At 62.1% G+C, this 11,489-nt stretch carries 12 protein-coding genes and 1 pseudogene; 7 read left to right on the top strand and 6 right to left on the bottom strand.

Annotation, left to right across the window (positions count from 1 at the left end; genetic code table 11):
• Window positions 1-36: 36 nt before the first annotated feature.
• On the bottom strand, window positions 37-579 hold the full coding sequence (locus tag AC1DY5_RS25020) for a tyrosine-type recombinase/integrase (protein WP_478115735.1): 543 nt from the start codon (window positions 577-579) through the stop codon (window positions 37-39).
• Window positions 580-585: 6 nt separating this feature from the next.
• Complete coding sequence (locus AC1DY5_RS25015) at window positions 586-876, bottom strand: phage integrase N-terminal SAM-like domain-containing protein (RefSeq protein ID WP_478115733.1); 291 nt, start codon at window positions 874-876, stop codon at window positions 586-588.
• A 246-nt stretch (window positions 877-1,122) separates the two neighbouring features.
• Here AC1DY5_RS25015 and istA point away from each other — a divergent pair, with 246 nt between their 5' ends.
• Entirely contained in the window at window positions 1,123-2,736 is a 1,614-nt protein-coding gene (istA, locus tag AC1DY5_RS25010) for an IS21 family transposase (protein ID WP_478115731.1), read from the top strand.
• An 11-nt stretch (window positions 2,737-2,747) separates the two neighbouring features.
• Window positions 2,748-3,473, top strand: a complete 726-nt coding sequence (gene istB, locus AC1DY5_RS25005) for an IS21-like element helper ATPase IstB (RefSeq protein WP_478115739.1) — start codon at window positions 2,748-2,750, stop codon at window positions 3,471-3,473.
• On the opposite strand, the gene AC1DY5_RS25000 is transcribed toward istB, so the two are convergent.
• The 3 genes from AC1DY5_RS25000 to AC1DY5_RS24990 all read right to left on the bottom strand — a co-directional run bounded on the left by AC1DY5_RS25000 (window position 3,435) and on the right by AC1DY5_RS24990 (window position 6,600).
• Window positions 3,435-4,454 (bottom strand): tyrosine-type recombinase/integrase, encoded by a 1,020-nt coding sequence (locus tag AC1DY5_RS25000; RefSeq protein WP_478115729.1) that lies wholly within the window; start codon window positions 4,452-4,454, stop codon window positions 3,435-3,437. The genes istB and AC1DY5_RS25000 overlap by 39 nt on opposite strands.
• Entirely contained in the window at window positions 4,451-5,281 is an 831-nt protein-coding gene (locus tag AC1DY5_RS24995; RefSeq protein WP_478115727.1) for a tyrosine-type recombinase/integrase, read from the bottom strand. Before AC1DY5_RS24995 ends, AC1DY5_RS25000 begins: the two co-directional genes overlap by 4 nt.
• Before the next feature lie 71 nt (window positions 5,282-5,352).
• Complete coding sequence (locus AC1DY5_RS24990) at window positions 5,353-6,600, bottom strand: site-specific integrase (protein WP_478115726.1); 1,248 nt, start codon at window positions 6,598-6,600, stop codon at window positions 5,353-5,355.
• Here AC1DY5_RS24990 and AC1DY5_RS24985 point away from each other — a divergent pair.
• The 3 genes and pseudogenes from AC1DY5_RS24985 (at window position 6,599) to AC1DY5_RS24975 (ending at window position 8,084) form a co-directional block, all read left to right on the top strand.
• A complete protein-coding gene (locus AC1DY5_RS24985; RefSeq protein WP_478115724.1) occupies window positions 6,599-6,928 on the top strand; it encodes an ATP-binding protein in 330 nt (109 codons plus the stop codon). The genes AC1DY5_RS24990 and AC1DY5_RS24985 overlap by 2 nt on opposite strands.
• Before the next feature lie 317 nt (window positions 6,929-7,245).
• Window positions 7,246-7,460 (top strand): annotated as a pseudogene (locus AC1DY5_RS24980) (MFS transporter); the annotation flags it as partial.
• A gap of 231 nt (window positions 7,461-7,691) precedes the next feature.
• Entirely contained in the window at window positions 7,692-8,084 is a 393-nt protein-coding gene (locus tag AC1DY5_RS24975; RefSeq protein WP_478115737.1) for a LysR substrate-binding domain-containing protein, read from the top strand.
• Window positions 8,085-8,285: 201 nt separating this feature from the next.
• On the opposite strand, the gene AC1DY5_RS24970 is transcribed toward AC1DY5_RS24975, so the two are convergent.
• Window positions 8,286-9,305 carry an extracellular catalytic domain type 2 short-chain-length polyhydroxyalkanoate depolymerase gene (locus tag AC1DY5_RS24970; RefSeq protein ID WP_478115722.1) on the bottom strand — a complete coding sequence of 340 codons (1,020 nt, stop codon included), beginning with the start codon at window positions 9,303-9,305 and terminating at the stop codon, window positions 8,286-8,288.
• Window positions 9,306-10,217: 912 nt separating this feature from the next.
• On the opposite strand from AC1DY5_RS24970, the gene AC1DY5_RS24965 reads away from it, so the two are divergent.
• Together AC1DY5_RS24965 and AC1DY5_RS24960 are read left to right on the top strand one after the other, a co-directional pair.
• Entirely contained in the window at window positions 10,218-10,454 is a 237-nt protein-coding gene (locus AC1DY5_RS24965; RefSeq protein ID WP_478115720.1) for a hypothetical protein, read from the top strand.
• 338 nt (window positions 10,455-10,792) lie between these two features.
• The gene (locus tag AC1DY5_RS24960; RefSeq protein WP_478115718.1) at window positions 10,793-11,086 is read left to right on the top strand and encodes a GYD domain-containing protein; all 294 of its coding nucleotides are present in this window, start codon (window positions 10,793-10,795) and stop codon (window positions 11,084-11,086) included.
• Window positions 11,087-11,489: the final 403 nt, after the last annotated feature.

The raw sequence follows: 11,489 nt of genomic DNA, 5'->3' as shown, positions 1-11,489 counted from the left end.
GCTTTGTAGCTTTGTAACAGCCCGATGTGCCAGCCCTCAAGCACTCGCCCGAGCAGCCAGCGAATCCATTGGGCTGCGAACGGCGCCGCCACCGACCTTGAGCACGTGCGTGTAGCTCGTCGCTACGTCGGCATGCCCCAGTAGCTCCTGAACGGTGCGGATGTCGTAGCCGGCTTGGAGCAAATGGGTCGCGAAGGCATGACGCAGGGTGTGCGGCGTGGCCGGTTTGGTAATGCCGGCAGCGGTCACCGCCCGTTTGAATGCACGCTGGAAGGTCTGGTCATACAGATGATGGCGCCTGACCACGCCGCTTCGAGGGTCGGTGGAGTGCTCGGCCTGGGGAAACACCCAGAACCATGCCCACGACGCACCGGCCCTCGGATACTTGCGGTCAAGGGCGTCTGGCATGAAGACGCCGCCGCTTCCGGCCTCCTGGTCTCTCGTCCACACCGAGCGAGCTGAATTGAGCTGCAAGCGCAGCCCATGGACCAGGCTCTGCGGCAGCATCACTAGCCGGTCCTTGCCGCCTTTGCCCTCACGAACGATGACGGCGGCGTGATCGAAGTCCAGATCCTTCACCCGCAGCTACAGCGCCTCGGCAATCCGCATGCCGGTGCCATACAGCAACTGTGCGAGGAGCCGATGGGTTCCCTCCATGTGGTCCAAGACAGCCAGCACCTCGGCTTGGCTCAGGACCACCGGCAGGCGTCGCTTGATCTGCGGGCGTCCGATGCCAGCCATCCAGGGCAACGCCATGCCCAGCACCTTGCCGTAGAGGAACAGCAATGCCGATAACGCCTGGCGATGCGTTGAGACTGCGACCTCGCGATCGTTCGAGAGCCAGCTCAGGTACGCCTCCACCTCCGGTCCGCCCATGTCGGCGATCGGCGTAATCAGGCCACTTCAGAGTCGGCGTATTCCGGCCACCTGAGGCCAGGCGACGGCGTGCTGGGAGTCGGCATATATCGGCCAGCGCAGAGTCGGCATATACCGGCCACTGCGTAGTCGGCGTAATCCGGCCACCAGCAGCGCCGAAGGCGTCTCGAAGCTTCGTTTATCCACGCGGTACCTTCCGGGCTTTTTGCTCAGGAGGTGACCGTCGTGGGTCGCAGGAGAATCGAGATGTTCCAGTACCGACAAGTGCTCGTGCGGCTGCGCGCGGGCGATTCCGTGCGCGAGATCGCGCGCTCTGGCCTCATGGGTCGCGACAAGCTTGGCGAGCTGCGAGCCGTGGCTCAGCAGCAAGGCTGGCTCGACGTCAGTGCCGAGGTGCCCGGCGACGAGGCCATCGCCACGGCGCTCGGTCAAGGCCGGCGAGTGGCCAGCTCCACCATCTCCAGCGTCCAGCCACACCGCGATGTGGTCAAGCGCTGGCACGAGGCGGGCGTGCAGGGCCGTGCCATCCACGCAGCACTCAAGCGAGAGCACGCCTACGGCGGCAGCTACTCGGCCGTCGTGCGCATGCTGCGCCAGCTGCGCGGCGAGCAGCCGCCCGAGGTCACGGTGCGGTTGAGCTTCGCTCCCGGCGAAGCCGCCCAGGTCGACTTCGGCGCCGGCCCCGTGCTCACCCACCCCGACGGCAAGCCGCGGCGCACCTGGGCCTTCGTCATGACGTTGTGCTACAGCCGCCACCAGTACGTCGAATTCGTATGGGACCAGAGCTCGGCCACCTGGCTGGGCTGCCACCGTCGTGCCTTCGAGTGGTTCGACGGGGTTCCCGAGCGCGTGACCATCGACAACGCCAAGTGCGCCATCGTCAAGGCTTGCAGCCACGACCCGTTGGTACAACGCGCCTATGCCGAATGCGCCGAGGGCTACGGCTTCAAAATCGACGCCTGCCCTCCACGGGATCCGCAAAAGAAAGGYGTCGTCGAAGCGGGGGTCAAATACATCAAAGGCAACTTCCTGCCCACGCGGACCTTCCGCGATCTGGGCGACTTGAACGCACAAGCGCGGCAGTGGGTCATGCAAGAAGCTGGCACCCGCATGCACGGCACCACGCGCGAGCAGCCGCTGTCGCTGTATGCGCTGGAGCGGCCCCTGCTGCGCAGGCTACCTGGCGTCACGCCGGACCTTGGCACCTGGCACCGTGTGGTSCTGCATCGCGACTGTCACGTTCAGCACGATCGYGCGTTCTACTCGGCGCCCTTCTCCCTGGTGGGCCAGACGCTGTGGCTTCGTGCCACCGACACCGTGGTGGCGCTGTACCAGGACTACCGGCATCTGGCGACCCATCCGAGGGCGCTTCGCGCGGGCCAGCGCGTGACCATATTCGATCACCTGCCGCCCGAGGCGCGCAACTTCTTCGAGCGCGACCGGCGCTGGTGCGCGACGCAAGCGCAGGCGGTCGGGCCGCGCTGCACCGAACTGGTGGACAGGTTGCTGGGCGACCGCATTGCCGAGCGGCTGCGCGCCGCACAAGGAATTCTCTCCATGGGCAAGCGTTATGGAGCGGCCCGACTGGAGGCCGCGTGCGACAGGGCGCTGGCGCACAACAGTCCTCACTACCGCACCGTCAAGACGATTCTGTCCACCGGCGCCGACCAGCAGCCGCTGATCGATACGCAGACCCCCGCGGCCTACGCCCGTGCGCGCTTCACGCGCAGCGCGGCCGACCTGTTCGGCGCCGAGYCGACCACGCTTCATYGACCCAGCCAGGAGGAGASCACCACCCAACGRCGASYACCCCTCWACACAAMCCCCCGATCCACCCTCACGAGAAACGCAATACCTTGAACACCAACCCCATCAACCCCAGTCCCGAACTGGCCCCGCAATTGAAGCTCCTGCGGCTCTCGGGCTTCCTGGATTCGCTCGAATCGCGCAACCGTCAAGCCATCCAGGGCAAGCTGGCCTACACCGAGTTCCTGGCCATGCTCGTGGGCGACGAGGTCGCCCGGCGCGAGGGCAAGAAGTTCTCCATGCGCCTGCGCCGCGCTCAGTTCCGCGCCACCAAAACGCTCGATCAGTTCGACTTCGAGCGGCTGCCCAAGCTCAACCGCGCGCTCGTCCACGATCTGGCCACCGGGCGCTACCTGCAGGAGAAGGCGCCGGTGCTGATCGTCGGGCCCAGCGGCATCGGCAAAAGCCATTTAGCCCAGGCGCTCGGGCACTGTGCGGTGCGCCAGGGCGTAGACGTGGTCTTCACCACCTGCTCGAGCTTGACGCAAAGCCTGAACGCCGCGCGCGCCACCGGTGTCTATGACCGCAAGCTGGCCACGCTGTCGCGCGTGAGCCTCCTGATCATTGACGACTTCGGCCTGAAGCCAATGCGCGCGCCGGCCGATGAAGATCTGCACGACCTGATCGCCGAGCGCTACGAGCGCTGCGCCACCATCGTTACGAGCAATCTCGAATGCGCTGCAGCGCATTCGAGATTTAATGCGCCCAAGATTGTTATGCAGACTCCCCTCCCCGAGAGCCTGACTCTTGCTCTACTTCGAACGATTTTCGCGCCGCATAAAAGAAGGTGATGTCAGCGAGGCGATCAACTTGTCGCTGGCGCGGAAGCGCCCCGATCTGAGATGCGGAGCAGTGTTGGCGTTGAGGGCCTCGAGCTTGATGGACGGATCAGCGCGCGTGTAGATCTCGGTCGTTTGCATGTTGACATGTCCGAGCCACAGCGACACCTTTCGAAGATCTTTGGTCGCGTCCAAGATGGCCAGGGCACAGCTGTGCCTCAAGACGTGAGGAGATATACGCTTCTCATTCAAAGAGGGACATCGCTCGCCCGCGATGCGGACGTACTTCTCCAGGATGTACTCGAAGCCTGACCGGGTCATCGGCTCACGCCTCGCATTTACGAAGAGCTCCGGAGCTTGAGCTGGGCCTCGTACAGCCAACCAGGCGCGCAACGCCACGGTGGTCACTTTCCACAATGGCAAGCAGCGCTCCCTACGACCCTTGCCATGAACAAGAATGCTGGCCTGTGGAGTCAGCGACAGGTCGTCGAGGCGAAGGCCGGTGAGCTCAGAAACGCGCAGTCCGGCCGCGAAGCACAGATGCAGCATTGCACGATCTCGGATGCCCGGCCAGTCAATTGGCTGCGGAGCGTCGAGCAAGGCCTGAATCTCATCCCTGCCGAGGTGCCGCACCAATCGCGAATCCGTCTTCTTCATGGGTATTGCGAGGACCCGTTGAATCTGCTCAAGAGCCGACGGAATCCGGTATTCCATGAAGTGCATGAACGACTTGATTGCAGCCAGACGAACGTTCCGTGAGCTGGCGCCGTTCGCGCGATTGGTCTCCAGGTTACGAAGGAAGCCAACCACCAATGGAGCGTCGATTTGTTCGAACGTCATCCTTGATGGCGCCACCCGCAGACGATTGCTCGCAAACTCCAAGAGCAGCCTGAAGGCGTAGGCATACGAATCACTGGTGTTCACGCTCACGCGTCGTTCGAGAGTCAGGCGCTCGTTGAAGAACGCCGTCACATGCGGGGCGAGCGAAGTCATACCCAACCTCCGGCGACGTGCATCTCGCAACGCTCAGCAATGCTGCGCATGAGCTCTGGCACTGCTTCAAGGTACCAGTACGTGTCGGCCGCCTTGGTGTGTCCCAAGTAGGTTGAGAGCATCAACAAATGCTTCGTGATGTGATCTCGCCCGTCTGGACAGGTCTGTAGCGCGCGAACCGCAAAGGCGTGTCTGAGTGAATGTGGCGTCGCTCGACGATTCCCTCGTCCTCGAGGCAACCCCATCTTTGCTGCCACCGTTCGGAAGGCACAGTCAACGTCGGCCGATAGCAGCGGCTTACGACGCAGCGAGATAAATACGTGATCGTCGAAGGGTGCATACGGACGTCGGTCCTGCAGGTAACGCTCCAAGCCAGCGCGAGCACTCTCATGCAATGGGACCAGTCGGCTCTTTCTAAACTTCGTGTCGCGGATCAGCAGGCCATCTGCCGCGAGGTCGGCGTATCGCAATCGAATGGCCTCTGAGACGCGAAGCCCTGTACACGACAGCAGCGCGAACAGCGTGCTGTAGGTCTTCCTTCGCAAAGTGCGGTAGCCCGACTGGGCGGCCAACCGGATGAGTTCGGCGATCTGCTCATCGGAGAGGATGTACGGAGTCGGCCGAGGCCGACTTGCACTGCCGAAGATCTTGGGTGGGATTTGGTGGCGTGTATCTTCGGCGCGCAGATATCGAGCCAACCGCTCGACGTCTCCCAACCGGCGGGCCCGTTGATGAATCGACGGAACCTTTGCCGCCCAATCTATGGCCGTCTGAGACTTGACCCAACGCTGGCCCAGTCCATCCGCATACGCTGCGAAGCCTCTCAAGTTGAAGCTTGTGGTTCTGATGTGGAAGCCAGCGGCTCGTCGCTCTGACAGATAGGATTCAACGGCCCGGCTTAGCATGGTGCCACCTCCGGCCACGGTTGGGCAATCTGCTGCAGCGAGGTGACATCAACCTTGGCATAGATTTGCGTGGTCTCCACGCTCCTGTGCCGAAGCAGATCCGCGATCTCTTGCAGCGACGCGCCTTGCCGCAACATGGAACTGGCAACAGAATGACGCAGGAGATGCGCCGCACCTCGGCCCGGCTTGGAAACCCCGGCACGACATATGGCTCTGTCGACAAGCACCGAAACGGCGGCGTGCGACCTCAGGCCTCTGAACGGGGCACGAGAGCGAAGGAAGAGTTCATCAACGCAATTCGCAGGCCGCCCGTGCTGCAGGTAGTCCACGATCGCTTGCCCGACCTCTTGACTCAGGGGCAGCTGTGTTTGCCGGCGGCTCTTCCCGCAGACCTGAATTGTTGCTTCCTTCCAGTCGATGTCCTGCAAGCGCGATTGCACGATATCGCCCGCCCGCAGTCCCAATCGAGCAAGCAACAGAAGAATGGCTCGGTCCCGCTTGCCCACCGGTGACGACAAGTCGCACGACGCAATGATGCGTTCAACATCTGCTGGTGCAAGGACTCGCGGCAGCGAACTGAGGCGCCAATGGGCCAGCTTGGGGATGGCGCCCAACAATACAGACGAGCATCGACCATCGGCGATCAAGAAGCGAAGGAACATCCGCAGCCCAGTCGTGCAGTGATTTGCCGCTGCCCAACCTACCTTCTGACTTCGCTCCATAACGAACTGGCGCAAAAAGCGCGCGGTCAACTTCCTGGGATCCTCGTCGATGAGACGGATCAATTCTCGAATCGGCCTTCCGTAGTTGGACAGCGTTCCATCGGCCGAGCCGCGTTGGTCTCTCATCCACTGACAGAACGACTTGAACAACTCCGACTCCGCAGCGACTGCCTCGGCGAGGCGGATGGCAGCGCCTTCCGCGCCATGCAGATTCGCGAGGAACAAGCGTGCTCCGGTGAGAATCTCTACGCGAGCCGCGCAGTAGAACCGACCGCAGCGGCATCGGCAGAGATGCCTATCGAAGCGCTCGAGATCGGGGCCATCTAAACCGTCGACCGATAGATTATTGCGGAGCGCCCAGTGAACGATGTGCTCCGCGGACCGAATGTGCCGACGGGCTGAGATCTTCGAATAGCCACTTCGGAACAAGTAGCCGGCGAAATCTTCAAGCAGCGGGCCCGATGGACCCTCGTGAATCGCGTACATCCGCGCCGACTCGCTAAAGAACTTTGAGAGCATGACGACCTCCATGTTGACAGGGGAGGCATGCCACTTTATGCGGAGTCGCGTCGCGTCGACCGCCGGGCACACGCCCAGCAAGAACAGGGTTGCATTGCGCGGTGAGTTCGCTCAACTCAGCGTAAAAACTGGCTCCGCATTAAATCTCGACTTCGACGAATGGGATCAGGCGTTTGCGACCAATCAGCTGCTGGCCTYGGCCACGCTGGATCGGTTGCGCCACAACGCCTATTGCCTTGAACTCGATGGGCCGTCGTATCGCGATCCGAAGGTCGCTCCGACATCCAGAAAGACACCCCAGAAGGGCTCCGAAAACACGTCAAAATAGCACCGTCAATGGGTGCTTCGAGATGCCCTTCGGCGCCACGCCAAGTGGCCGGTATATGCCGACTCCGGGTGGCCGGATTACGCCGACTCGCGACACCGCGCCGTCGAAACGCGAGGAGGCCCACGATGGCTGGCCTGCTCACGCAGTTCACGCCGACTCATGCAGACGCCATCGTCTGCGAGCCTCCTGCAGCCTTGCGCCGCGAATTCGACATGCCCAGGGAAATGCTTGTCATGGGAGCGCGATCGCGGAACCCCTCGTCATCAGTCAGCCCGGCCCCGAGGAGAGCAGGTCATCGCTGTCCCGCTCCGGGGTCGGCCGCTGGCATGCTCATTGTCCGCAGCGCCCTGTAGTTTGGATGGACGTGCCCACACGCACCGCCTACGTCATGGCCATCGTCACGCCCGCGGAGCGCAGCGCCGCTGCGAGCTTCACGGCTGAGCTGCGCAGCCTGGCGGCACGGATCAGCCCGACGCTGAGCGGAGCGATGTTCGCCGCTGGGTGGATCTCGATGCCGCTGATCGCATGCGGCCAGCCGGGTCGTCGGGTATCCACGGGCGTTGATATTTCTTGATGATGGCCAGCATCATGTTTATGCACATTCCCGCGCTACGGGGAGGTTTTCTGGCGTTGCTCGCCGCGACCTTGTTCGATATCAGCACGCCGCTGGTTCAGCTCGCCGGTAGCGGGCTGGGCGCTGTGAAACGCGCAGATGAGGGCCTAGACCGATTGAAGCGGACCCATCGTGCGAGTAGCTGCTTAGCTGGCCGGGGTCCGTCGCCCCTGGGCTCGTCGACGCAAGCTGAAGCTGGAGGACCTGCAAGACGCTAGCTGGGTGCTGCCGCCCCTGGACAGTCCGGTACGCCGTTATATTGATGCGTCATTTGCGGCGCACGGACTGGCGCCACCCGTGGCGCGGGTTTCGACCTCGACGCCGCTGTGCCATCAGCTGCTCGCCACCGGTCGATACCTCGCGATTCTTCCGCGTGAAGCATCCCGCATGGCCCGCGACCTACCCATCAAGCCGTTGGCCATCGACTTCCCGTTCGATTGGGATCCTGACGTTGAAGAACCGGACGCTGAGCCCACTTGCCCACCTGTTCATCGACGCCGCGAGGGTATCCGCAAGAGCCGCTTCATTGCGCGCGCCGCCTGAAATCGCTCAGAAGCTGCGGGTCGTAGCGGGCACAGTGGTCAGGATAATCTCTCCCGTGGCCGAGTCAAGTTCGACGAGAGCAACTGGTCGTCGTACAGCCATTGCCGGGCGAGGGCAAAGACAGCAGGCACTCGGAGGCTTGCTGCAAGTGACCGAACAAGGTGCCGCCCGACGATGCGAGCAAAAGTGCGTGAGGCGAATTTATGGGGCCGTCAGCTGATCGACCATTGACTTAATAGCGGTCAATTGCACGCCGCCACGCACCTGAAAGTTCAGACCGCTGTAGCCCCACCAGTCCCAGCAGCCCTCAGGGTTGCTTGGAAACACAGCACTGGTGACCACCTGCGGGTACAAAACGATCAGACGGTTGGAATCGGCCCATCGGTTGTAGCCGACCGACGAATAAACATCGCTGCCGACGCTTTGCGCGCCCTGCTTGCAGCCGTGGAAGACAACGTGCACTCCGCAATGGCTCGCATCGGTCACGCAGGACTTCGGTATGTAGACGAAGCCAACCGTATCCAGGCTCGAGCCGACGCTCGCGAAGGGCGTTTGGTCGAATGGACGAACTGTTGACGACAGCGCAGTCGCCGGCGGGCTCAGTGGGCCGTAGATGTGCTGCAGGATGGCCTTTGGCTGGTCGTATGCGATACGCCGATCTGGGCATTGGTCGATGTACGGCGTGCCATTGGTTCCACAGGCATTGCCGAATGCCGCCGCGATGAATGCATGGCCAGCTGGGAACTTGTTGACATAAGCGAGATTCTTGGGCGTCACGCCCGCGGCGACGAAGAAATCGCGGGTAGCCGCCACGACTTCGGGATGGACGACCTGGTCCTTGGTGCCGCCGAATACGTAGACTTTGAGCTTCGATATGCCTGAAGGCTGATCGATTTGGCCAAGCGCCCCAAAGCCTTGAGCCGCCACCCATGACATAGAGCCTGTCGGAACGCCGGACATGCAGGTCATGATGCCGCCGATGTTCACGAATGCGCAGTTGTACGGTCCGCCGGCGACAACGCCAATCCCTTTCACGCTCGATGAGTAGGCAACGCCATACTGGACTGCCATGAACGCACCAGACGACAGCCCGGATACTGAGGTCCGCGACGAATCAGCATGCAGAGTTGGAAGGGCCTGCGCCGCCAGGGCAGCTTGGCCGAGGCCCGCTACCGCCAACACGAGCGCGAGTAGCGCGGATCTGTTCACAAAGCAGGTCATGTGAGGCTCCAGCGCTGAGTCGCAGCGTACGAACGCAGGATCTGCGTTGCAGTGCAGCAAAGGGCTCTATTGAGCCTTTGTCTCTATCCCATTTGATGAGGGCTGCCCAAAGCGATGGAGCTTTCAGGCTTCGCGCTTCACTGCGCACTACCTTGGTGTCTGCAACGCTGCAGCGCTGCGGCGCTGGCGGTGACGTCTCGGTTGAAACGAAGTTCGGTTGCCCGTCCATGATCGTCGCGACTAGGCCGTTAAGAATATTGTGCTAACTACAAGCGTCTATACGATGGTGAGTGCGCCGAATGCTGCGGTCGACGCTGGGTCGCCAGGGTTCTTCTTCTGGTGAAGGCTGCACGTAGCCCGCAGGGGTGATTGATCGCCGCCGACCGACGCCTCGCGAGATTCTCCAGCGGCAAAGAAGGGGCCAATCCATGCTTCGATCCTCAAGGCGAGGTCAATCCATGGCTGGCTTGGCCATGGCAATGCTGGCCTTTGGCGTTGCCCTCGCCCTGGTGACGCCCAGAGCACCCTCGAATGTCGAGCCACCGCGCAAACCGATCCGGTTCGCCTCGAACGCCTCCTCGTCTTCTGCCGGGCGGTCGAGGCTCGATGAACTTCGCGATGAAGCGGGGAGTGGAAGCGAATTTGCGAACCTGCAACTCGCCACGGCCTTATTAGACAGGTACGACCCGACCGGCGACCGCGATGACCTCTACGAAGCCATCGTCTGGATCGACAGGCTGTGGGAGGCCTCTGGCCGGGCAGAACTGACTGCGCGCGTTGTGGCGCAGTACTGCACGCAACGTGTCGTGCGTTGGCATCGGATCTGCGTTCTGGGCGAATGCCGTCCCAGGCAGGCCCCTCGCTCCCGTTTCATCCAGCACTTTTCGGCTTTCCACCACCCAGGAGGTCGCTATGGACTTACTCAGGGTCATTCACGCATCGGTGCTCATGTACGTTGCAGTCGCCGCCTCTGCTTGTTACCAGCACAGCAGGCAATCGCTTGACGTTTCGAAAGTCGTTGAGAAGATTCAGGCCGTGGACGCCGACGCCGCTGAAGAGCGGCTCGATGCCTATTTTGGCGACCGGTTCTCAGAGGTGCAGAAGGCACTCGCGTCCAGGCCGAAGGACTCTGACGTCCCCAGCTTCTGAGGGCGCGGTCCGAAAAGCCGTGGCTGCCTTTTTCCAGCTGTGGGCGTCGCCTCGCCAGGCGCCTCGGGGCGCCATGCGTAAGCTTCTCGCGAGACTCACTCTGAGTGAGCCGAGACGTCAAATCTTGCTATTGCTGTAGTAGCGCGTAGCATCACACCGGTCCCGGTATCTCTCAGTGAAGTCCCCTGCCGCCGGTCCCGCTCGAGGACTGCTTCCAGCAGGGTGCTCGCCCTGCCGACGACTCGCAGGTCATTTCACTGCCAGTGAGCTTGAACGACGTTAGGCGGCCGCGTCGGTTCGAGGCAGTTGCTATCCGGCCGCTCATGGAAGGAGACGACATGGTCACCTACGTTGGTTTAATGAGCTTCACCGATAAGGGCATTCAAACGGTCAAAGACACGACCAAACGCGCCGCCGCCGCCAGAGAGGCTGCGAAGAAATTCGGCGTCAACATGCGGGAAATCCTCTGGACCATGGGAGAGTTCGACCTTGTTTCCATAATTGAGGCAGAGGACGAGCAGGCGCTGGCGGCGTTCAGCCTTGCCACGGCCACGCAGGGCAACGTGCGTTTTCATTCGCTTCGCGCGTATTCGAGCAGCGAGATGGACGCGATCCTCGCCAAGCTTCCATAGGTGCGTACTGATTACGGCCGGGTGCAAGGCCCCGATGGCCCCCGAACCCGCCCGCAGAGGCGGGGTTGTCATTTCTGAGAGAGGGCCAAGGTCGCGAATGTCGCTCGACGTGCGTTACTGGTAGGTGAACCCACGTACGGATGGCGCTCAGCTGGAACAGCTCCAGACTGCTTGCGCGGTTGAGCGCATAGATCAGCTTCTAGTCGATACCTTGCGGGTTCACTGGGTCGTCATTTTCGCGTTGCAGGCGCTGGGGTGAAGTCCTCGTAAGCGTGGCCTCAGGGCCCTTTGTCGGAATCGTGCCGCGATGAGCAAGATCGCCTGCTACACGTTCACGAGCGACAGGTAGTCGAGAAGCGTCGTCCCGCCGAGGGTTGCGAAGGGTAGAAGCACCGCCTTAAGT

It is taken from the genome of Variovorax sp. P4_D9, from assembly GCF_056401695.1.
Note: the sequence above shows the minus strand (reverse complement) of the source record. Positions and strands in the feature narration are given on the sequence as shown.

Coding starts and splice junctions, on each gene's coding strand:
- AC1DY5_RS24960 (WP_478115718.1), top strand. CDS start 10,793: ATGGTCACCTACGTTGGTTTAATGAGCTTCACCGATAAGGGCATTCAA.
- AC1DY5_RS25000 (WP_478115729.1), bottom strand. CDS start 4,454: ATGACTTCGCTCGCCCCGCATGTGACGGCGTTCTTCAACGAGCGCCTG.
- AC1DY5_RS24965 (WP_478115720.1), top strand. CDS start 10,218: ATGGACTTACTCAGGGTCATTCACGCATCGGTGCTCATGTACGTTGCA.
- AC1DY5_RS24970 (WP_478115722.1), bottom strand. CDS start 9,305: ATGACCTGCTTTGTGAACAGATCCGCGCTACTCGCGCTCGTGTTGGCG.
- AC1DY5_RS24990 (WP_478115726.1), bottom strand. CDS start 6,600: ATGCTCTCAAAGTTCTTTAGCGAGTCGGCGCGGATGTACGCGATTCAC.
- AC1DY5_RS25015 (WP_478115733.1), bottom strand. CDS start 876: ATGGGCGGACCGGAGGTGGAGGCGTACCTGAGCTGGCTCTCGAACGAT.